This is a genomic window from Streptomyces sp. cmx-4-9 (genome assembly GCF_046548835.1).
In the GTDB taxonomy this organism is placed as follows: domain Bacteria; phylum Actinomycetota; class Actinomycetes; order Streptomycetales; family Streptomycetaceae; genus Streptomyces.
Genome location: NZ_JAEBEE010000001.1, coordinates 752,738 through 773,586, shown reverse-complemented (window position 1 = coordinate 773,586; position 20,849 = coordinate 752,738). Strand labels below are relative to the sequence as shown.

Annotated in this window: 19 protein-coding genes; 9 read left to right on the top strand and 10 right to left on the bottom strand. The window is 73.6% G+C overall.

Going from position 1 to position 20,849, the window contains the following annotated elements; all coding sequences use genetic code 11:
* Positions 1 to 173 precede the first annotated feature (173 nt).
* Together scy and mce are read right to left on the bottom strand one after the other, a co-directional pair.
* Entirely contained in the window at positions 174 to 4,643 is a 4,470-nt protein-coding gene (gene scy, locus ACLJTM_RS03625) for a polarized growth protein Scy (protein ID WP_411101848.1), read from the bottom strand.
* Positions 4,644 to 4,823: 180 nt separating this feature from the next.
* Positions 4,824 to 5,252, bottom strand: coding sequence for a methylmalonyl-CoA epimerase (mce, locus tag ACLJTM_RS03620; protein ID WP_411101847.1), 429 nt, complete (start codon positions 5,250 to 5,252; stop codon positions 4,824 to 4,826).
* Between the two features lie 137 nt (positions 5,253 to 5,389).
* Between mce and ACLJTM_RS03615 the strand changes: the two genes are divergently transcribed.
* Entirely contained in the window at positions 5,390 to 6,589 is a 1,200-nt protein-coding gene (locus ACLJTM_RS03615) for an acetyl-CoA C-acetyltransferase (RefSeq protein WP_411101846.1), read from the top strand.
* 94 nt (positions 6,590 to 6,683) lie between these two features.
* Positions 6,684 to 7,643, top strand: coding sequence for a methylmalonyl Co-A mutase-associated GTPase MeaB (gene meaB, locus ACLJTM_RS03610; RefSeq protein WP_411101845.1), 960 nt, complete (start codon positions 6,684 to 6,686; stop codon positions 7,641 to 7,643).
* A 43-nt stretch (positions 7,644 to 7,686) separates the two neighbouring features.
* On the opposite strand, the gene ACLJTM_RS03605 is transcribed toward meaB, so the two are convergent.
* From ACLJTM_RS03605 to ACLJTM_RS03585, 5 genes are all read right to left on the bottom strand, one after another.
* Entirely contained in the window at positions 7,687 to 8,277 is a 591-nt protein-coding gene (locus ACLJTM_RS03605) for a PepSY domain-containing protein (protein WP_411101844.1), read from the bottom strand.
* 167 nt (positions 8,278 to 8,444) lie between these two features.
* Entirely contained in the window at positions 8,445 to 8,948 is a 504-nt protein-coding gene (locus tag ACLJTM_RS03600) for a MarR family winged helix-turn-helix transcriptional regulator (protein ID WP_411102268.1), read from the bottom strand.
* A gap of 69 nt (positions 8,949 to 9,017) precedes the next feature.
* Entirely contained in the window at positions 9,018 to 9,836 is an 819-nt protein-coding gene (locus tag ACLJTM_RS03595) for an AIM24 family protein (protein ID WP_411101843.1), read from the bottom strand.
* Positions 9,833 to 10,483 carry an AIM24 family protein gene (locus tag ACLJTM_RS03590; protein WP_411101842.1) on the bottom strand — a complete coding sequence of 217 codons (651 nt, stop codon included), beginning with the start codon at positions 10,481 to 10,483 and terminating at the stop codon, positions 9,833 to 9,835. Before ACLJTM_RS03590 ends, ACLJTM_RS03595 begins: the two co-directional genes overlap by 4 nt.
* Entirely contained in the window at positions 10,483 to 11,121 is a 639-nt protein-coding gene (locus ACLJTM_RS03585) for an AIM24 family protein (RefSeq protein ID WP_411101841.1), read from the bottom strand. The genes ACLJTM_RS03590 and ACLJTM_RS03585 overlap by 1 nt, the downstream gene beginning before the upstream one ends.
* Positions 11,122 to 11,273: 152 nt before the next feature.
* Between ACLJTM_RS03585 and ACLJTM_RS03580 the strand changes: the two genes are divergently transcribed.
* The gene (locus ACLJTM_RS03580) at positions 11,274 to 11,618 is read left to right on the top strand and encodes a DUF3817 domain-containing protein (RefSeq protein WP_411101840.1); all 345 of its coding nucleotides are present in this window, start codon (positions 11,274 to 11,276) and stop codon (positions 11,616 to 11,618) included.
* Entirely contained in the window at positions 11,615 to 11,911 is a 297-nt protein-coding gene (locus tag ACLJTM_RS03575; RefSeq protein ID WP_411101839.1) for an MTH1187 family thiamine-binding protein, read from the top strand. Before ACLJTM_RS03580 ends, ACLJTM_RS03575 begins: the two co-directional genes overlap by 4 nt.
* Positions 11,912 to 11,960: 49 nt before the next feature.
* Here ACLJTM_RS03575 and ACLJTM_RS03570 read toward each other — a convergent pair whose 3' ends face one another.
* On the bottom strand, positions 11,961 to 13,010 hold the full coding sequence (locus ACLJTM_RS03570; RefSeq protein ID WP_411101838.1) for a glycoside hydrolase family 6 protein: 1,050 nt from the start codon (positions 13,008 to 13,010) through the stop codon (positions 11,961 to 11,963).
* Positions 13,011 to 13,195: 185 nt separating this feature from the next.
* Positions 13,196 to 14,185 (bottom strand): DUF5937 family protein, encoded by a 990-nt coding sequence (locus ACLJTM_RS03565; RefSeq protein ID WP_411101837.1) that lies wholly within the window; start codon positions 14,183 to 14,185, stop codon positions 13,196 to 13,198.
* Positions 14,186 to 14,312: 127 nt separating this feature from the next.
* Between ACLJTM_RS03565 and ACLJTM_RS03560 the strand changes: the two genes are divergently transcribed.
* The 4 genes from ACLJTM_RS03560 to ACLJTM_RS03545 all read left to right on the top strand — a co-directional run bounded on the left by ACLJTM_RS03560 (position 14,313) and on the right by ACLJTM_RS03545 (position 18,374).
* Entirely contained in the window at positions 14,313 to 15,569 is a 1,257-nt protein-coding gene (locus ACLJTM_RS03560) for an MFS transporter (RefSeq protein ID WP_411101836.1), read from the top strand.
* A 21-nt stretch (positions 15,570 to 15,590) separates the two neighbouring features.
* Positions 15,591 to 16,100: a MarR family winged helix-turn-helix transcriptional regulator gene (locus ACLJTM_RS03555; RefSeq protein WP_411101835.1), complete on the top strand. Its 510-nt coding sequence runs from the start codon at positions 15,591 to 15,593 to the stop codon at positions 16,098 to 16,100.
* A 170-nt stretch (positions 16,101 to 16,270) separates the two neighbouring features.
* On the top strand, positions 16,271 to 16,600 hold the full coding sequence (locus tag ACLJTM_RS03550; protein WP_411101834.1) for a DUF3817 domain-containing protein: 330 nt from the start codon (positions 16,271 to 16,273) through the stop codon (positions 16,598 to 16,600).
* 73 nt (positions 16,601 to 16,673) lie between these two features.
* Positions 16,674 to 18,374, top strand: a complete 1,701-nt coding sequence (locus ACLJTM_RS03545; RefSeq protein WP_411101833.1) for a methylmalonyl-CoA mutase — start codon at positions 16,674 to 16,676, stop codon at positions 18,372 to 18,374.
* Positions 18,375 to 18,505: 131 nt separating this feature from the next.
* On the opposite strand, the gene ACLJTM_RS03540 is transcribed toward ACLJTM_RS03545, so the two are convergent.
* Positions 18,506 to 19,156, bottom strand: coding sequence for a TetR/AcrR family transcriptional regulator (locus ACLJTM_RS03540; protein WP_411101832.1), 651 nt, complete (start codon positions 19,154 to 19,156; stop codon positions 18,506 to 18,508).
* A 291-nt stretch (positions 19,157 to 19,447) separates the two neighbouring features.
* On the opposite strand from ACLJTM_RS03540, the gene ACLJTM_RS03535 reads away from it, so the two are divergent.
* Positions 19,448 to 20,443 (top strand): tetratricopeptide repeat protein, encoded by a 996-nt coding sequence (locus ACLJTM_RS03535; protein ID WP_411101831.1) that lies wholly within the window; start codon positions 19,448 to 19,450, stop codon positions 20,441 to 20,443.
* Positions 20,444 to 20,849 lie beyond the last annotated feature (406 nt).

Sequence of the window (20,849 nt, the reverse complement as noted above, 5' to 3'; positions counted from 1 at the left end):
CGATGAGGTGCTACGTGAGGTGTTGAGGGAATCCTAGGCGCCCGGGCGGCGTGTCATCGAGTCATTCCGCGTTTGATCTGGACAATGACACCTCTTTTGAGTGGCAAGGCGACAGAATGCAGGGCACTCGTTCGCCTGAACCTCCATCAGGAGCACACATCCAGGTGCGCCTACTAGCCCTCTGACGTCTTGCCACCCGATCGAGTGGAACCCGCTGTCGCGCCGGCCTTCACGCCCCCCGCGCCCTGGCCGCCGATCGCGGGCTTCGCCCCGCCCGTGGGCGCCTCGAATGATTCCAACGCCTCAAGAACGTCCTGGACACGGGAGATCTCGGCCTGAATGTCCTCGCGGCGACGGACCAGGACCTCCAGTTCGCGGCGGCCCTCCTCGACGATGCGCGCAGCCTCCGAACGGGCCTCGGAGAGCGCCGACTCGGCCTCCCGCGCCAGCTCGGCCTTCTTCTGCTCGGCCTCCTTGAGCAGCGCCTCCGCCTTGCGCACCGCGGCGATGCGCACCTTGCTCGCCTCGCTGCTCGCGTCCGACACCAGCTCCTTGGCCTTCGCCTCGGCCTCGACGCTCTGCTCGGTCGCCGCGCGCACCAGCTTGTCCACGCGCTCCCCGGCCGACTTCATCTGCTCGGCCGACTCCCGGCGGGCCCGCTCGTGCAGCTCCTCGACCTCCGCCTCGACGCGGCTGCGCAACTCCTCCGCCCGCTCCCTTATGGCAGCGGCGTCCGTGCGCGCACCGACGAGCAACTCGTCCGCGTCCGTACGGGCCTTCTCCACCGTGGAGTTGCCCTCGACCGTCGCCTCCGAGGTGATCCGCGCAGCCTCCTTGCGGGCGGCGTCCACCATCGCGTCGGCCTGCTCCTCGGCCGCCGTGGTGGCGGCCAGGGCCTGCTGCAGCGCGTCGGCGGTGAGCTTGTCGGCTTCCGCCGAGGCCTCCGTGATGAGCCGGTCGACCTGCTGTGCGGCCTCGCTGCGGCGCTTGTCGGCCTGCTCGCGGGCCTCGTCCAGCAGCCGCTCCGCCTCGGCGCGCGCCTCGGTACGGACCCGCTCCGCCTCGGTGGCCGCCTCGGCCTTGACCCGCTCGGCCTCCGACCGGGTCCGGGCGGCGTGCTCCTGCGCCGAGGACAGCGCCTCGGCCGCCTCCCTGCGCAGCCGCTCGGCCTCGTTCGCAGCCTCGCCGACCGTGCGCTCGTTCTCCTTGCGGGTCTGCGCGGTGAGCTTCTCCGCCTCGGCCGCGGCCCCGGCGACGAGCCGGTCCGCCTGCTCGGCGGCCTCGCTCCGCAGCCGGCCCGCCTCGGCGCGCGCCTCGTCCAGGGTCTGCGCGGACTCCCGTTCGGCGCCCGCCAGGGTCTCGTTCGCCGCGACCGTGACGCGGTCCGCCTCCGCGGTGGCCTCGCCGATGATCCGGCCGCCTTCCGCGCGGGCTTCGTCCAGGACCTGCGCGGCCTCGGCCCGCAGCCGTTCGGCCTCCGCCGCCGCCTCGCCGACCGTGAGCTCGTTGGCCGCGCGGGTCTCCTCGACCAGCCGGTCGCCCTCGGCACGGGACTCCACCAGGATCCGCGCCGCGTCCCGCTCGGCCGCCGCAGCCGTCGCCGCCGCCTGCGCGGTGAGCTTCTCGGCCTCCGCGGCCGCCCCGGTGATCAGGCGGTCGGCCTGCTCGGCCGCCTCCGTGCGCAGCCGGCCCGCCTCGCCGCGGGCCTCGTCCAGCGTGCCCGCCGCCTCGGCGCGGGCCGCGTCCGCCGCCGCAGCGGCCTCGGCGGTGATCCGCTCGGCCTCCGCGGTCGCCGCGCCGACCGTGGCCGCGTTCGCCGCCAGGGTCTCCTCGGTGAGCCGCCCGGCCTCCGCCGTCGCCTCGGCGACGAGCTGCAGCCCCTCGGCGCGGGAGGCCTCCAGGCTCTCCGCCGCCTCGCCGCGGATCCGGTTCGCGTCGTCCCGGGCATCCGCCCGGGTACGGGCCGCGTCCCGCTCGGCGGCCGCCAGCGCGTCCGTGGCCTCGGTACGCACGCGCTGGGCGTACTCGGCGGTGTCCCCGCGCAGTTGCTCCGCCTCGGCGATGGCATCGCCGACGGTCCGCTCGGCCAGGGCCTTCGCCGCGTCCGTCTCCGCACGCGCCTCGGTCCGGACCCGATGGGCGTCCTCGGCGGCCCGCTCCCGCTCCGCACGGGCGTCGGCACGGACCCGCTCGGCCTCCTCCTCGGCCTCGGCGCGGGTGCGCTGCGCCGCGTGCTCGGCGGCGCTGCGCAGCCCGGTGACCTCTTCCTCGGCCTGCTCGTGCAGCCCGGCCACGGCGTCCCGCACCTGCTGGGCGGTGGCCTCCGCCGCCGCCACCAGCTCGGAGGCACGGCGCTCGGCCTCCTCCGTCAGCCAGACCGCCTCGGCCTGGGCGTCCTCGGAGCGCTTGCGGGCCTGCGCCAGCAGTTCCTCGCTCTGCTCGCGGGCCTGGGCGCGCTCGCTGTCCGCGTCGGTACGCGCCGACGCGAGGGTCTCCTCGGCCTCCCGGCGGCGCCGGGCGGCCTCCTCCTGCGCGGCGGCCAGCGCTTCGGCGGCCTCCGCGGCGACCCGCTCGGCCGCCGTCTTCGCCTCGGCGCGCAGCCGGTCCGCGGTCTCCTGCGCCTCGGTGCGCAGCCGCTCGGCCTCGGCCTCCGCCTCGCCGCGCAGCCGTACGGCCGCCTGCTCGGCCTCTGCGCGGGTCCGGCCGGCGTCCCCGGCCGCGTCCGTGCGCAGCTGCTCGGCCTCGGCCTCCGCCTGGGCCTGGAGGGTGCGGATGCGCTCCGCGGCCTCGGCGCGCAGCCGGTCGTTCTCCTCGGTGGTCTCCTTGCGGATGCCCTCCGCCGCCGCCCGCGCGTCGCGCAGGGTCTGCTCGGCCGTGCCCAGCCGGGTCTCGGCGTCCGTGTGCAGCCGTACGAGTTCCTCTTCGGCCTCGGCCCGCTTGGCGGCCAGCGCCTGCTCGGTCTCCTCGCGCCGCCGCCGGGCCTCCGCGTCCGCCTCGGACCGTACGGCCTCCGCCTGCTCGGCGGCCTCGTCGCGCAGCCGCTCGGCCTCGGCGCGGGTCCGCTCCAGGGTCTCCTCGGCCTGCCGGCGCAGGGTCGTCGCCCGCTCCACGGCCTCGGCGCGGACCCGCTCGCTCTCGGCGCTCGCTCCGCCGCGCAGCTCGTCCGCGTCCGCCTTGGCCTTGCCGAGGAGCTCCTCGGCGGTCCGGGCCGCCTCCTCGATCTGCTGGACCGCCTCGCGGCGGGCCTCGCCGCGGATCCGCTCGCCCTCGGCGACGGCCTCCGCGCGCAGCTGCTCGGCCTCGCCGCGCAGCCGCCGGGCCTCCTCCTGGAGTTCGACGGTCCGGGCCCGGTACTCCTCGGTGTCGTCCTTCGCGGCGCCCTTGAGCTCGTCCGCGGTCGTCGCCGCCTGCAGGCGCAGCCGGTCGGCCTCGGCCTCCGCCTCGCGGCGGATCCGCTCGGCCTCCTCGGACGCCGCCCGGGTGGTGGCCCGGGCGTCCTCGGAGGCCTTGTCCAGTACCTCCTCGGCCGTGCGGGCGGCCTTCGCCAGCTGCGCCGCGGTGTCCTCGGCGGCGGCGGCGCGGGCCTGCTCGGCGGCCTCGGCGCGCAGCCGCTCCACCTCGCCCCGGGCGTCCGCGAGCAGCGCCTCGGCCTCGGCCTTGAGGACCTCGGACTCCTTGGTGGCCTCGCCGACCAGCCGGGCCACCTGCTCCTTGGCGGTGCGGGTGCGCTGCTCGTTGACGGACTCCGCCGAGGCGAGCTGCCGGGAGGCGCTCTCCTTGGCGTCCGCGAGCAGCTTCTCGGCCTCCGCGCGGGCCTCGCGCAGCGCGGAGTCGGCCTCCTGGATCCGCGACTCGGCCACACGGCCGAGGTCGAGGGTCTGCTGGCGGGTCTGCTCGGCCTCGGCCGAGGTGCTGGAGCGCAGCCGCTCCGCGTGCTCGGCGGCCTCCTGGGCCTGCGCGGAGGCGGCGGTCAGCAGCCGCTCGGCCTCCTTGCGGGCCCGCAGCAGGGTGGACTCCGCCTCGGCGCGGGAGGCCTCCGCCTCGGAGGTCAGCCGGCGGCGGGCCTCCTCGGCCAGGCGGGCGGCTTCCGTGCGGGCGGCGTTCAGGGCCTGCTCGGCCTCGGCGCGGGACTCCTCCAGGAGCCGGCGCGCCTGGGACTCCGTACGGGCGCGCAGCTGCTCGGCCCAGGCCACGTTCTCGTTGACGTGCGCCTCGACGGTCTGGCGGCGCTCGTTGAGCTCCTGGTCCAGGCGCTGGCGCCGGTTGACGGCCTCGGTGTGCAGCTCGGCCTGCAGCCGGGACTGGTGCTCGGCGTGCTCCTGGAGGATGCGCTGGGTCTGCGCCCGGGCGTCGCGCAGCTCGCGTTCGGCGTCCGAACGCATCTGGTCGGCTTGGATCTGGGCGTTGCGGAGCAGCTGCTCCGCCTGGTAGCCCATGTCCGCGCCGTCGTAGGCGGGCCGGGACGCCAGGGAGCGGCGCACCTCGTGGAGCTTGGCGCGCAGCACCTCGACCTGGTACCCCAGGTCCTCAGCGTGCTGGACGGCCTTCCCGCGCTCCTTCGTCAGCCGCTCCATCTCGGCCTCGAACCGCGAGAGATGGTCGGCCTCGGCCTGATGGCTCTCCTGGCTTTCGTAGCCCCGCACAGCGCGGTCCCATCCGTCCCCTGGTCGCAAGCTCAATCCCAATGAGCATCGCTCGCCCGCTGAACGACGCCCCCGGGGAATGGTGTCAGATACCGGGGCAGGGGTCACAGGCCCCGACCCCGTCTCCGCACCGAACCCCGGCCGAGCCATGGCCACTCTACCGGCCGGGGAATCGGGACATCAGTGCTCGGGGTTGGAGGTGACCAGTTCGGTGAGGACCCCGTGGCAGTCCTTGGGGTGGAGGAAGGTGATGGAGGAGCCCATCGAGCCGGTGCGGGGCTCGTCGTAGAGCACGCGGACCCCCTTGCCGCGGATGGCCTCGGAGTCGCCGAGGACGTCCGCGGTGCCGAAGGCGATGTGGTGCACCCCTTCGCCGTTCTTGGCCAGCCACTTGCCCACGGCGGAGTCCTCGCGGGTGGGTTCCAGGAGCTGGAGGTAGGAGGCCCCGCCGTCGGAGGTCTCGTTGATCTTGAGCATGGCCTCGCGAACGCCCTGCTCCTCGTTGACCTCGGTGTGGAACACCTCGAAGCCGTACGTGGCACGGTAGAACTCGACGGTCTTGTCCAGGTCGAAGCAGGCGATCCCGATGTGGTCGATTCTTGTCAGCATGGGACCAGTGCACCGCTGAGGAGGGTGGTCACGCAACGTGCCAGCGATCACACCCACAGCCCGATGACGCCGCGGGTACTGCTCAGTACATTCAGGTAAACCCTCGTTCACTCCTCATCCTCAAGGGGCTGTGCCTCATGTCCGGATCGAACAACACCACGTCAGTGATCGTCGCCGGGGCCCGCACGCCCATGGGGCGGCTGCTCGGCTCGCTGAAGTCCTTCTCGGGTGCCGACCTCGGCGGCTTCGCCATCAAGTCCGCGCTGGACCGGGCCGGGATCACCGGCGACCAGGTGCAGTACGTGATCATGGGCCAGGTGCTCCAGGCCGGTGCGGGCCAGATCCCCGCCCGCCAGGCCGCGGTCAAGGCCGGGATCCCGATGAACGTGCCCGCGCTGACCATCAACAAGGTCTGCCTCTCGGGCCTGGACGCGATCGCGCTGGCCGACCAGCTGATCCGCGCCGGGGAGTTCGACGTCGTCGTCGCCGGCGGCCAGGAGTCCATGACCAACGCCCCGCACCTGCTGCCGAAGTCACGCGAGGGCTACAAGTACGGCGCCGTCGAGATGCTCGACGCGATGGCCTACGACGGCCTCACGGACGCCTTCGAGAACATCGCCATGGGCGAGTCCACGGAGAAGCACAACACCCGCCTCGGCATCGAGCGCGCCCCGCAGGACGAGTTCGCCGCGGCCTCGCACCAGCGGGCCGCGGCCGCGCAGAAGAACGGCGTCTTCGTGGCCGAGATCACCCCGGTCGAGATCCCGCAGCGCAAGGGCGACCCGGTGGTCTTCTCCCAGGACGAGGGCATCCGCCCGGAGACCACGGCGGAGTCCCTGGGACGGCTGCGTCCGGCCTTCGCGAAGGACGGCACCATCACCGCCGGCACGTCCTCGCAGATCAGCGACGGCGCGGCCGCCGTGGTCGTGATGAGCAAGGCGAAGGCCGAGGAGCTGGGCCTGGAGTGGATCGCCGAGATCGGCGCCCACGGCAATGTGGCGGGCCCGGACAACTCCCTGCAGTCGCAGCCGTCCAACGCGATCCTGCACGCCCTGAAGAAGGAGGGGCTCCAGGTCTCCGACCTGGACCTCATCGAGATCAACGAGGCCTTCGCCGCGGTCGCCGTGCAGTCAATGAAGGACCTCGGCGTGACCCCGGAAAAGGTGAACGTCAACGGCGGGGCCATTGCCCTGGGGCACCCGATCGGCATGTCCGGCGCCCGCGTGGTGCTGCACCTGGCGCTGGAGCTGAAGCGCCGGGGCGGCGGCACCGGTGCGGCCGCGCTGTGCGGCGGCGGCGGTCAGGGCGACGCGCTGATCCTGCACGTCCGCAACTAGCACCGGGCACGGGCGGCGGGCCCGCCGCCCGTGGCCGCCGCCGTACCCGTACCCGTACCCGTAGCGAGAACCGGAACCGAGGAGCGCAGCACGTATGACGGTGGACGTCCCCACGCTGGTGGAGCAGGCCCGCGAAGGCCGGCCGCGGGCCGTGGCCCGGCTGATCTCGCTGGTCGAGGGGGCGTCCCCGCAGCTGCGCGAGGTCATGGCGGCGCTCGCCCCGCTGACCGGCGGGGCGTACGTGGTGGGCCTCACCGGCTCCCCGGGCGTCGGCAAGTCCACGTCGACCTCGGCGCTGGTGTCGGCGTACCGCACGGCGGGCCGGCGGGTCGGCGTGCTCGCGGTCGACCCCTCCTCGCCCTTCTCGGGCGGTGCGCTCCTCGGGGACCGGGTGCGGATGTCGGACCACGCCTCCGACCCGGGCGTGTACATCCGCTCCATGGCCACCCGGGGGCACCTGGGCGGATTGGCCTGGGCCGCCCCGCAGGCGATCCGGGTGCTGGACGCGGCCGGCTGCGAGGTGATCCTGGTCGAGACGGTCGGGGTCGGGCAGTCGGAGGTGGAGATCGCCTCGCAGGCGGACACCTCGGTGGTGCTGCTGGCCCCCGGAATGGGCGACGGGATCCAGGCTGCCAAGGCGGGCATCCTGGAGATCGGCGACGTGTACGTGGTGAACAAGGCCGACCGGGACGGCGCGGACGCCACCGCCCGGGAGCTGAACCACATGCTGGGCCTGGGGGAGTCCCGGGGCGCCGGCGACTGGCGGCCGCCCATCGTCAAGACCGTCGCCGCGCGGGCGCAGGGCATCGACGAGCTGGTGGAGGCGCTGGAGAAGCACCGTGCGTGGATGGAGGAGCGCGGGGTGCTGGCGCAGCGGCGGGCGGCCCGGGCGGCGCGCGAGGTGGAGACCATCGCGGTGACGGCGCTGCGGGCCCGGATGGCGGACCTGCACGGTGACGCCCGGCTGGAGGCGCTGGCCGCCCGGGTCGCGGTGGGCGAGCTGGACCCCTACGCGGCGGCCGACGCGCTGCTGGAGAGCCTCACGGAGGGCTGAGCGGCCGGCCCCCTCCCGCCGCGGCGGGAGGGAGCCGGCGGGCTCAGTTCCCGTCGTCGCCGTCGCCGTCGTCGTCGCTGTCGTTGTCGTTGCCGCCGTCGTCCGAGGAGACGCTGACCTTGCCGTCCGTCGAGGTCACGTCGTAGTGCGAGGTCTTGCCGTCCTTGGCCTTGACCTCGACGTTCCAGTGGGGGGCGGCCCCGTTGTCGTCGTCGTCCCAGTCGACCGACACGACCGTGCCCGGGTGGGCGGCGAGGGCGGCCCTCATCGCGGCGGCGGCAGTGGTCTTCGCGCCGACCAGCGGGGCGTTCCCGGCGCTGTCGGCGTCCCGGTTCCGGTGGGCCTGCCTGACGGCGCCGGTGGTGGAGACCTCCAGCTCGGAGTTGGTCACGCCGTCCTTGCCGACCACGTTGACGTGCCAGACGGCGCCGTCCTTGTCGAGGGACTCCACGGTGCCCGGGACGTGCTTGAGGGCTGCGGAGGCCGCTGCGTCGGCGTCGACGTCCGCACGGGCGGCGGCGGACACGGGGGCGGTTCTCGCCGTGTCGGCGACTGCGGCGGGAGCGGCCGCCGCCGGGCCTGCCAGGACCAGGGCGGCGGCTGCGGTCGTACAGATCAGCGGGGTGCGCTTCACGGGGCCTCCTCAGGCCGGCCGGCGCGCGTACGGAGTGCACGGCGGGGGCCGGCAGCGGGCGGACCCTGCCCATTCTGCGGCCGACCGCCGCGCGGGGCGCGCCGAGCTGCTGCCTCCCGCCCCCGGAGCCGTACCGGAGCCGAACCGGAAGGGCCGGCCCGGCGGCCTCAGACCTTGCCGCGGTTCTCCCGCAGGTGCTCGGCCACGGGCCCGAGGGATTCGCGCAGGGCGGCCAGGGCCGCCGGGGGCAGCAGGTCGATGAAGTGGCTGCGGACGGACGCCACGTGGTGCGGGGCCACCTTGCGCATCGTCTCCATGCCCTCGTCGGTCAGCACGGCGTACAGGCCGCGCCGGTCGGACTCGCAGTTCACGCGGCGGACCAGGCCCGCGGCCTCCATGCGCGTGATCTGGTGGGACAGCCGGCTCTTGGACTGCAGGGTCGCGGTCGCGAGATCGCTCATCCGCATCCGGTGCTCGGCCGACTCGGAGAGGTTCACCAGGATCTCGTAGTCGTTGTTGGTGAGCCCGAAGGGCTGGAGGTCCTTTTCCAGCTGGTGCATCAACAGCCGGCTGACGTCCAGGTGGGTGCGCCAGGCGCACTGCTCGGCATCGGTCAGCCAGGGCGTCCCTTCGGACGGGTCCCCGGGCCGGGGGGCGGTCTCGGTCTCCACGGTCTCCATGAGTGAACTCTACCTAAGAAGTTGAATTACGTACAAAAAACCGCGGTGCGGTGTGCGGGCTCACAGCCCGAAGCGGCGCTGGAGGTCCCCCAGCTGCCCCGGCATCCGCGGCACGCCCAGCTGTCCCAGCGGGCCCTGGGCGGCCCCCGGGACGCCCTGCGCGTTGCCGGTGGCCGCGCCGGCGCCCACCGCGCCGACCGCCTGCTCCGCCATCAGCATCTCCGAGGACTGCAGCAGCACGGTCCCCGCCCCGACGAACTCGAACTGGTGCTCCTCGCCCGAGGCGCCGCCCAGCCCGGTGAGCGAGCGCAGGCCCCCCATCACGCCGGACATGTAGCCGTGGTCGTAGTGGTGGCACGGCGAGGGGCAGTCCGCCCAGCCCACCAGCGCCTGCGGGTCCACCCGCAGCGGCGGCTCCATGAACACCACCGGACCGTTGGACGCCGCCACGAACTTCCCGGTTCCGATCAGCGTCAGGAAACCCGGCACGATCGACTGCTTGAGGGCCAGGGTCGGCTGGTAGGCGAGCAGGTTGCCCGACCGGATCGTCAGATTCCCCTGGTCCAGGTCGAACGAGTTCACGTCGAAGGCCCGGTCGGCGAGCAGCATCTTGCCCTGCCCCTCGGCCACCACCCAGTCCGCGGCGTGCAGCGGCGAGTGGAAGCTGGTGCGCAGCAGGCGGTCGAAGCGCCCGTTGCCGATGCCGTTGAACTCGATGCTCCCGTAGTACGAGATCATCTTGCCCTTCTGCAGGAACCACTGGCTCCCCTTGAGCTCCACGCAGAAGGTGTACGCGTTCACGTTGTCGTCGGAGGGCAGGGTGTACGGGTCGAAGACCGTCGGGCCGCCGGGTCCGCCCGGTACGGGGCCAAAGTTCACAGCTTCTCCTCCGAGGCCTGTACGTACACCGCGCCCTGGCCGGACAGCTCCAGCTGGAACGCCTCACCCGAACCGCGCCCGACCATGTCGCGCCAGCCCAGCGCGGTGGAGAGCTTGTTGCGGACGTCGCCGTGGTGGGCGACGTACGCCTGCGGGTCCACGTGGACCGGGCGCTGGGGGGTGATGGGGAGTTCGATGACCCCGCCGTGGGCCATCACGGCCACCGAGCCGTGCCCCTTGAGGGTGGTGGTGAACAGGCCCTGCCCGGACACCTGTCCGCGCACCATGCCCATGACCCCGCCCTGGGAGCCCATGAACATCGTGCCCTGCTGGAGGGTGCCGTCGAAGGCGAGCAGCCGGTCGGCCTCCACGTAGAGGGTCTCGCCCGTGAGGTTGATCACCTGGATGTGGTGCCCGCCGTGGCCGAACATCACCGTGCCGCTGCCCTCGACCGACATCAGCGGGGTCTGCTCGTTCGCCACCCGGCGCCCGATCATGCCCATCACCCCGCCCTGACCGCCGGTCAGGCTCGGGGTGAAGGAGACCTCGCCGCGGTAGGCGAGCATGGCGCCGCGCTGGCTGTACATCTTCTGGCCGGGGACCACCTGGGCCTCGACCATCTTGGAGTTGACCTCGCGGAACGGCATCAGATGTCACCCCCGACCGTGTTGCGCTCGCTGGGCTGGACGTACACCAGGCCCTCGCCTTCGAAGCGGATCTGGAAGGCCTCGCCGGACCCCTCGCCGATCAGCGTGCGGAAGTTCACGCCCGACTGGAACGACTGCTGGAGGTTCCCGGTGTGCGCGATGTACGCCCCCGGGTCGACGGAGAGCGGGTACTGGGCGCTCACGCGCAGCACCACCGCCGGGCCGTCCGACATGATCGCCGCCTGCCCGGAGCCCTCCACGGTCGTGGTGAACAGGCCGTTGCCCGTCGCACCGCCGCGCAGGCCGGTGAAGGTGGTGCCGGTGCGCAGACCCGCGTCCGTGCACAGCAGGTTGCTGGATTCGACGTACAGCTTCTCGCCGCGCAGGCTGACCAGATTGATCTCGCTCGCGCGGTCGGCGAAGAAGCAGGTGCCGTGTCCCTGCACCTCCATCACGGTCATTTGCTCACCGGTCAGCCGCCGGGTCACCATCCCCCGGAGGCCTTCACCGCCGCCGGACATCTTCTTGAAGGCCACCTGGCCGTCGTACGCGACCATGGAGCCGTTTTTTGCTTTGACGGCGTCCCCGGTCAGGTCGACGGCGAGCACCTTGCTGCCTTGGAGTCGGAACTGAGCCACGGGATGACGTTATCGGCAGCGGACGGGCCCGAACAGAGGCTTGTGGCCGATATGCGCCACACTTGCGCCCCGCGGGCCGGGGCCGGGTCAAGATCCCGCAAAGCGGCTGAGACACTGGGACGGACCCCGACCGCCATCCCCGAAGGTTCTCCGTGGACATCAAGACCGCCTCCGCCCTGCACCGGCTGCGCCTCATCTCCGTCCCGGAGGCGCTGTCCTTCCCGGCCCTGCTGATCTTCGGTTCGCTGCTGAAGCGGACGACGGACATCGACTACCTGATGATGCCGCTCGGCGTCCTGCACGGGATTCTGTTCGTTCTCTACTCCCTCTTCCTGCTGGACGTGTGGAACCGGGCGAAGTGGCCGGTCAAGAGGGTCGCCCTGTTCTTCCTGCTGGCGCTGGTGCCCTTCGGCGGCCTCTATGGCGACAAGCTCCTCAAGCGCGACGAGGCCGACAGCGTCATCGCCGCCCGTGCCCGGCAGGCGGCCGAGGCATGATCGTCGCGTTCTCGGTGACCCCGCTGGGGGTCGGCGAAGAGGTCGGCGAGTACGTCGCCGACGCGGTCCGCGTGGTGCGCGCGTCCGGTCTGCCCCACCGCACCGACGCCATGTTCACCACCATCGAGGGCGACTGGGACCAGGTCATGGACGTGGTGCGGCGCGCGGTGGCCGCCGTGGAGGAGCGCGCGCCGCGGGTCTCCTTCATCCTCAAGGCCGACATCCGGCCGGGCGTCAGCGACGGGATCACCTCGAAGGTCGAGACGGTGGAACGCCACCTCGCCCAGGGCTGACCGCCCCCGGCCGGCGCCGCCCCGCCGGCCGCCCGCCGACCGTCCGGGGCTACTCCCGCGAGCGGCGGGCCAGGCCCAGGGCGTACTCGGGCCACCAGTGGCCGGCCTGCGGACCGCCCCGGCAGGGGCCGTCGGAGAGGCCGGGCCGCGCGACCCAGAGGAAGGCGTCCACGAGCGGGTCCCCCGTGTCGGTGGTCGGCGGTGCGCCCAGGGCGCGGCCCGGCGGATTGCAGGAGGCCTGCGGACCGCCGGCGGGCGGGGGACCCTCGCCGTTGCGGCCGGTGTCCAGGACGAAGTGCGCGCCGTCGGCCGCCGCGGAGAGCGCGGCTCCGTACGCCCGTACCGCCGCATCCGGCCGGAAGCCGGAGACGTTGAGCGCGAACCCGTCGGCGCGGGCGAGGCCGGACGTGCGCAGGGGTTCGGCGAGCCGGCGCGGGTCCGCGACCCGGTCCGGGCCGCCCGCGTCGAGGTAGACCCGGGTGTTGCGGTTCTCCTTGAGCCGGTCGACGGCCTCGGCGAGCAGCCGGTACCGCCCGGTGGGCCCCTCCGGGCCGGTGCAGCCGTCGACGGCCTGGGCCAGCGCCCCGGGTTCCAGGACCACCAGCGCCCGGGCGTCGCCGACGGCGGCGGCGAGGGCTGCGGTCCAGCTGCGGTAGGCCCGGGCGTCCCGGGCGCCGCCGGCCGGCTGCCGCCCGCAGGCGCGGCGCGGGAGGTTGTGCGCGGCCAGCACCAGGACCTTTCCCGCCGCCCGGGCCGCGGCCGCGGCCCGGCGGACCCCGGGGCCCGGGTCGCCGGGCACCCACAGGGCCAGCGGCCGGTCCGCGATCCGGCGAAGCACCTGGGCGTCGTCGTAGCGTCCCTGCGCCTCCCAGGCGGCGACCTGCCGGGCGGCCTCGCTGCGCGGGTCGACCCAGAACGGGGAGCCGGCGGCCCCGACCGCGGCAGCGGCCGGCCCCTCGGCCGGGGCGGGCGCGGAGGCGGACTCCGGCAGGGCGTCGCCCGCCCCGCCGCATCCGGCGAGGAGGGCGAGCAGCAGGACGAGGGTGAGGGCGGCGAGGGGTCTGCGGGAGGGGGCGGCGGGGCGGCGGCGTCCTGGCATCCGGCTTCCTCGGGACGAAGGATCGGGCGGCGAACCGGGACATCGTGACATGACGGACATGCGGCCCCGTTCCGCGACACCGCCCGCCGCCCCTTCCCCGCCCGCCGTCTCCTTCCCGCCCGCCGCCCCCTCCCCGCCCGCGCCGCCTCCCCGCTCGCGCCGGCTCCGCGGTCGCCCGCTCCGCCTCAGGGCCCGCCCGAGGTGAGGGCGAGGGCCAGCGGGGTCCGTTCGTAGAGGATCTGGTGGCCGTGCCGCCGCGAGAGGAGCAGGCCCGCCGCCCGCAGCACCCCCAGGTGCGCGGAGACCGTGGACGGAGCCAGCCCCAGGCGGTGCGCCAAGGCCGTGGTCGAGGCCGGTTCGTGCAGGGCGCACAGCACATCGGCCCGGACCCGCCCCAGCAGCCGCGCCAGCGCCTGCGGGGTGGGGCCCGCCGAAGCCGTCCACAGGGCTCCGACACCGCGGGCCGGATAGATCAGGGTCGGCTGCCAGGGCGGGTCGTAACCGCCCACCACCTCCGGCCAGACGAAGGCGCTCGGCATCAGCAGCAGCCCCTGCCCGCCCAGGTCGCGGTCGTGGTGGCCCGGCCGTTCGATGGTCAGGGTGGCCGCCGGCGCGTCCCAGTGCAGGTCCGGGTGGAGCCCGTCGAACAGGGCCTCCAGGCCGCCCGCCGCCAACCGCCGCGAGTGGAAGAGGATGTCCGCCTCCAACAGCCCCCGCAGCCGCGGCCAGTGCGGTGCGACCAGGGCGTGCCAGGCCTGCTCGGTGAGGTCCGCGAGCTCCCGCACCGCCCGGGCCGGATCCGCCAGCATCCGCTGCCCGATGTCGCTCTCCAGGGCGCCGGGGGTGCACACCAGGGACTGCCGCAGGTCCTCGCGGGCCGCTTCGGGGTCGGCGGCGCGCACCCGGGCCAGCTCCTCCTCCAGGGTGACGGACGGACCCACGGGCGGCGGGCTGAGGAAGTCCGGATGGTGTCCGACGAGCGGCATGAGCAGCCACAGCGGCCGCAGGTCCAGCCCCTCGGCCGCCTCCCGGACCCGGCTGAGCCAGGGCAGGTGGTACGCCTGGCGGTAGGGGCGCAGCAGCGCCCGCACCGCCTCCTGCGTCTCCCAGCGCGGGGAGAGCGAGAACCGGCAGCGCAGCAGGTCGCCGGCCCCGAAGCGGAAGTGGAACCCCATCACGGCCCTCCGTGCCGCGCACGCCGCGCCCCGGGGTGCCCGGCGCTCCACGGCATGCGCTCCCTCCAAGTTTCGTACAGGGACGAATCTCTGGGCCGCCGGCCGGCCCCCCGCCAAGGTGGCAGCCATGCCGCACGCCACCGGGGCCGAAGCCCCCGCCCGCTCCGCCGGGTACCGCCCGGTCTTCCGGATCAAGGAGTTCCGGGCCGTCTTCGCCGCGCACCTGATCTCCGTCCTCGGCGTCGTCGTCGCCGAGATCGCCCTCACCGTCCTCGTCTACCGGGCCACCGGCTCGCCGCTGCTGAGCGCGCTCACCTTCGCCCTCGGCTTCCTCCCCTACGCCCTCGGCGGCACGCTGCTCGCCGGGATCGCCGACCGGTACCCCGCCCGCCGGGTGCTCGTCGGCTGCGACCTCCTCTGCGCGGCCTGCGCCGCCGCCATGGCCTGGCCGGGCACCCCCGTGGCGCTGCTGCTGGTCCTGCGCTGCGCGGTGGCCTTCGTCGCCCCCCTCTTCCAGGGCACGCGCAACGCCTCCCTGGCCGACGTGCTCGGAACCGGCGAGGCCTTCGTCCTCGGCCGCTCCCTGCTGCGGATGGTGGCCCAGAGCGCCCAGCTCGTCGGCTTCGGGCTCGGCGGACTGCTGCTCACCGTGCTCGCGCCCCGCGGAGCCGTCGCGCTGACCGCCGCCGGATTCCTGGGGTCCGCACTGCTGCTGCGCCTGGGCACCCGGGCCCGCCCCGCCCGCGCCGCGGGCACCCGCACCTCCCCCCTCTCCGGGCTGCGCGCCGTGCTCGCGGGCCGCCGGCTGCGCGCCCTGACCCTGCTGTTCTGGCTGCCCCCGGTCTTCGTCGTCGTGCCCGAGGTGCTCCTCGCCCCCTACGCCGACGCACTCGGCGCCGGCACCGCCGCCCTCGGGCTGCTGATGTGCGCGCTGCCCGCCGCCACCATCGCCGGCGAGGTGTGGGCCGGCTCGGCACTCACCGCCCGAACGCGTTCGCGCATCACGGCCCCCCTCGCCGCCGCGGCCCTGCTGCCGCTCGTCCTGTTCGCGGTCCGCCCCGGGGTGCCCGGGGTGCTCGCGGCCCTCGTGCTCGCCGGGCTGGCCCAGGCCCACACCCTGGGCCTCGACCAGTGGTGGGTGGATGCGGTCCCCGCCGACCTGCGGGGCCGCGCGATGACCCTGCTCAGCACGGGCCTGATGACCCTCCAGGGCGTGGGCATGGCCCTGGGCGGCCTGGCCGCCGAATTCCTGCCGGTCCACGTGGTCGTCACCGGCTCCGGACTGCTCGGCACCGCGGTGGTCCTGCTGCTCCTCGCCGAACTCCGGGCCGCCGCGCGGGAGGCGGGCGGGCCGAGGGGTGAGACAGGGGTGGCCGCCAAATGACCGCCCGGTAGGGTCTGGTGCGTGCCCAAGCCGCTCAGCCTTCCCTTCGATCCCATCGCCCGCGCCGACGAACTGTGGCAGCAGCGCTGGGGGCCGGTGCCCTCGATGGCCGCCATCACCTCGATCATGCGGGCGCACCAGATCCTGCTCGGCGAGGTCGACGCGGTGGTCAAGCCGTACGGTCTGACCTTCGCCCGGTACGAGGCGCTGGTGCTGCTCACCTTCTCCAAGGCCGGCGAGCTGCCCATGTCGAAGATCGGGGAGCGGTTGATGGTGCACCCGACCTCGGTGACGAACACGGTGGACCGGCTGGTGCGCTCCGGGCTCGTCGACAAGCGGCCGAACCCGAACGACGGCCGCGGCACTCTGGCGTCCATCACCGACAAGGGCCGCGAGGTCGTCGAGGCCGCCACCCGGGACCTGATGGAGGTCGACTTCGGGCTCGGGGCGTACGACGCCGAGGAGTGCGCCGAGATCTTCGCGCTGCTGCGCCCGCTGCGGGTGGCGGCCGCCGACTTCGACGAGAAGTGAGCGGACGGGCGGACGGGCGGACGGGCGGACGGGCGGGACGCGGGGGCGGCAGGACCGCAGGCAGGACCCCGGGACCCCGGGACGGCAGGGCCGCGGGAGTAAGCACCGTCACGCCGGTTCGGGAGCACCCCCGTCGGGATCGCGCACACCGGACGGTTAGGCTCGTCGGCATGAAGAAGAGCGTGCTGACCCGCTACCGGGTGATGGCCTTTGCCACTGCCGTCATGCTGCTGGTGCTCTGCACCTGCATGGTTTTCAAGTACGGCTTCGACAAGGGCGCCGACCTGACCTTCGTGGTCTCCCAGGCCCACGGCGTGCTCTTCATGATCTACCTGGTGTTCGCCTTCGACCTCAGCTCCAAGGCGAAGTGGTCCTTCGGCAAGATGCTCTGGGTCATGCTCTCCGGCACGATCCCGCTCGCCGCCTTCTTCGTCGAGCGCAAGGTCCGCGCCGAGGTCGAGCCGCTGGTCAGCGGCGGCCTCGCCGCCGCGAAGGCCTGATCTCCCACACCCCGGGGCGACTCCCCGGGGTTGCCCATCGACATTTACTAGGACGTCCTAGTAAATTCGAGTCATGGACGCTCACGCCATCGAGGAAGGCCGCCGTCGCTGGCAGGCCCGCTATGACAAGGCCCGCAAGCGCGAGGCAGACTTCACCACGCTCTCCGGCGATGCGGTCGATCCGGTGTACGGGCCGCGGCCCGGCGACACGTACGAGGGGTTCGAGCGGATCGGGTGGCCGGGGGAGTACCCGTACACCCGCGGTCTGCACGCCACCGGCTATCGGGGGCGGACCTGGACCATCCGGCAGTTCGCCGGCTTCGGCAACGCCGAGCAGACCAACGAGCGCTACAAGATGATCCTCGCCGCCGGCGGCGGCGGGCTCTCGGTCGCCTTCGACATGCCGACCCTCATGGGCCGGGACTCCGACGACCCCCGCGCCCTCGGCGAGGTCGGGCACTGCGGGGTCGCCATCGACTCCGCCGCCGACATGGAGGTCCTCTTCAAGGACATCCCGCTGGGCGACGTCACGACCTCCATGACGATCTCCGGGCCGGCCGTGCCGGCCTTCTGCATGTACCTGGTGGCCGCCGAGCGGCAGGGCGTGGACCCCGCCCTCCTGAACGGCACCCTCCAGACCGACATCTTCAAGGAGTACATCGCCCAGAAGGAGTGGCTCTTCGAGCCCGAGCCGCACCTGCGCCTCATCGGCGACCTCATGGAGTACTGCGCCCGGGGCATCCCGGCGTACAAGCCGCTGTCCGTCTCCGGCTACCACATCCGCGAGGCCGGGGCGACGGCCGCGCAGGAGCTCGCCTACACCCTCGCCGACGGCTTCGGGTACGTGGAGCTCGGGCTCTCCCGCGGCATGGACGTGGACGTCTTCGCCCCCGGCCTCTCCTTCTTCTTCGACGCCCACCTCGACTTCTTCGAGGAGATCGCCAAGTTCCGCGCCGCCCGCCGGATCTGGGCGCGCTGGATGAAGGAGGTGTACGGGGCTCAGAGCGAGAAGTCGATGTGGCTGCGCTTCCACACCCAGACCGCCGGGGTCTCGCTGACCGCGCAGCAGCCATACAACAACGTCGTGCGCACCGCGGTGGAGGCCCTCTCGGCCGTCCTCGGCGGCACGAACTCGCTGCACACCAACGCCCTGGACGAGACCCTCGCGCTGCCGAGCGAGCAGGCCGCCGAGATCGCCCTGCGCACCCAGCAGGTGCTCATGGAGGAGACCGGCATCGCCAACGTGGCGGACCCGCTGGGCGGCTCCTGGTACGTGGAGCAGCTCACCGACCGCATCGAGGCGGACGCGGAGAAGATCTTCGACCAGATCAAGGAGCGCGGACTGCGCGCCCACCCGGACGGGCAGCACCCGATCGGGCCGATCACCTCCGGCATCCTGCGCGGGATCGAGGACGGCTGGTTCACCGGCGAGATCGCCGAGTCGGCCTTCCAGTACCAGAGGTCGCTGGAGAAGGGCGACAAGCGGGTCGTCGGCGTCAACGTCCACCACGGCTCGGTCACCGGGGACCTGGAGATCCTCCGGGTGAGCCACGAGGTGGAGAAGGTCCAGGTGCGCGAGCTCGCCGCCCGCAAGGACCGCCGGGACGACGCGCAGGTCGATGCCGCCCTGGCGGACATGCTGGCGGCGGCGCGCGACGGCTCCAACATGATTCCGGCCATGTTGGACGCGGTCCGGGCCGAGGCCACGCTCGGCGAGATCTGCAACGTCCTGCGCGAGGAGTGGGGCACCTACACGGAGCCGCCGGGCTTCTGAGCCCCGGCTCCCTGCGAGCCCCCGCCCCGGCCCGAGGCCGGTCGCGGCGCCCCCGCGGCGCGCCGCGACCGGCCTCTCCCGCTTGCGTGCGGGGCGCCGGCGCCTGGCCGGGCGGCCGGGCCCCTGCGCGGTCAGGGTGCGCCCGGGCCCCGGAGGCCGTGCATCAGCAGGGCCGTGAAGGCGGCGACCCACAGCTCGTCCACCGGTTCGGAGCTCACCAGGGCCCGGTGCACCACGGTCCCCGCGATCACGTCGAAGATCAGATCGGTGGTGTGGCCGGCGAGGGCCTCGTCCGCCTCGTACGGGAGCTCGCCGCGGGCCTGGGCCCGTTCGCGGCCCAGGACGACGAGACGTTTCTGCCGGTCCACGATCGCCGACCGGATACGGTCGCGCAGGGCCTCGTCGCGGGTGGACTCGGCGACCACGGCCATCAGGGCCGTACGGGCCTCCGGGCGCCGCAGCAGCGCGGCGAACTGCAGGACCACGTACTCGATGTCGGCTTCGAGGGAGCCCCGGTCCGGGAGCTCCAGGGCGTCGAAGAGCTCCGCCACCGCGTCCACGACCAGCTCGTTCTTGCCTGCCCAGCGGCGGTAGAGGGTGGTCTTGGCGACCCCCGCCCGCACCGAGACGTCGCTCATCGTCAGCTTCGACCAGCCCAGCTCGACCAGCGCGTCCCGGGTCGCGGCGAGGATGGCGGCGTCCGCGGCGGCGCTGCGGGGCCGTCCGGTGCGGCCGCTCGCGGAGCCGGTGCCGGTACTCGTGCCGGGGCTGGGGTTGCGCATGGCCGAGACCATACCGGTCGGTAGGGGAACCGCCGGGGCACTCGGTGCTGTGGTTCAGATCACGGGGCGCCGGGGGGCGCGAGGAGTTACGCTACGGCTCGTAGCGTAAGAGCGACAACCACGCGAAGAGCTACAGGCGCCAGGTGGGGACCCGGCGCCGACCAGGTGGGGAAGCAGTCCGATGACCGCGGTACCCGCGCCGACCCGCAACAACGGCGGGATCGGCGCGGTGCTCCGCTCAATTCACGCGATCTTTTTCGCCGACGCGCGCACACGGGGGAGGATGTACGCATGCAGCCCAGAAACATGTCCATGAGCGGCGTCGTCGACCTCGCCGCGGTGAAGGCGGCCGGTGAGGCCAAGGCCAAGGCCGAGCAGGCGCGCGCCGCATCGGCGCGCCAGGCCGACCAGGCCGGCGACGGTGCGTCCGCCGGCGGCGTGGCGCCCTCCGCGCTCGTCCTCGACGTCGACGAAGCCGGGTTCGAACGCGATGTCATCCAGCTCTCCGCCGAAGTGCCGGTGGTCCTCGACTTCTGGGCCGAGTGGTGCGAGCCCTGCAAGCAGCTCAGCCCGCTCCTGGAGCGGCTGACCGTCGAGGCGAACGGCCGCCTGGTCCTGGCCAAGGTCGACGTCGACGCCAACCAGATGCTGATGCAGCAGTTCGGCATCCAGGGCATCCCGGCGGTCTTCGCCGTGGTCGCGGGACAGGTGCTGCCCCTGTTCCAGGGCGCCGTGCCCGAGCAGCAGATCCGCGAGACCCTGGCCCAGCTGGTGCAGGTCGCCGAGGAGCGCTTCGGGATCATCGGCATCGAGGTGGACCCGCACGCCGAGGGGGCCGCCCCGGCCGCCCCCGCCGAAGCCCCGGCCGGTCCGCACGACGCGCTGCTGGAGGCGGCCGTCGTCGCGCTGGACGCCGGCGACCTGGGCGGTGCGGTCCAGGCGTACAAGAACGTGCTGGCCGACGACCCGGGCAACACCGAGGCCAAGCTGGGCCTGGCCCAGGCCGAGCTGCTCACCCGCGTGCAGGACATGGACCCGCAGGCGGTGCGCACCGCAGCCGCGGAGAACCCGCGGGATCCGGCGGCGCAGATCGCCGCGGCCGACCTGGACCTGGTCGGCGGCCACGTGGAGGACGCTTTCGGGCGCCTGGTGGACACCGTACGGGTGACGTTCGGTGAGGACCGGGACGCCGTGCGGCTGCGGCTGCTGGAGCTGTTCGAGGTCATCGGCGCGGACGACCCGCGGGTCACGGCGGCGCGTACCGCGCTGGCCCGGGTGCTGTTCTAGGCAGCCCCGCAGAAGACGGACGGTCACCGGTGGTCCACCGGGGATTTGTTGACAGGTAGCCGAACAGCGGCCGCACTTTGCCAAAACTTGGCAATAGCGGCCGCTGTTACTCGTAGTAAGCCGAACCCCGTGTTCTGTCCGGAGTGTTCGCTCATATCCCGTTCTGTCGTGCCCTTCGGTGACACCCTGTGTTGCACCCCGGTGGCGGCGTGCAGACCCCCGGTTATCTGGCCGTTACCCGCCAGTAACGAACCCCCTTGTGCCCCGGCCGGGAATGGACCACGATCGGCGACGCTCGGTCCTTCCCGCAGAGCCGCTCATCCGGAGCCGCGGTGGAGGGTCCCCACCGAGTCGGCCCGTGGCAGTGGCACGGGGCGTGGGACAGGGGGGTCCTTGCCGCACCGGC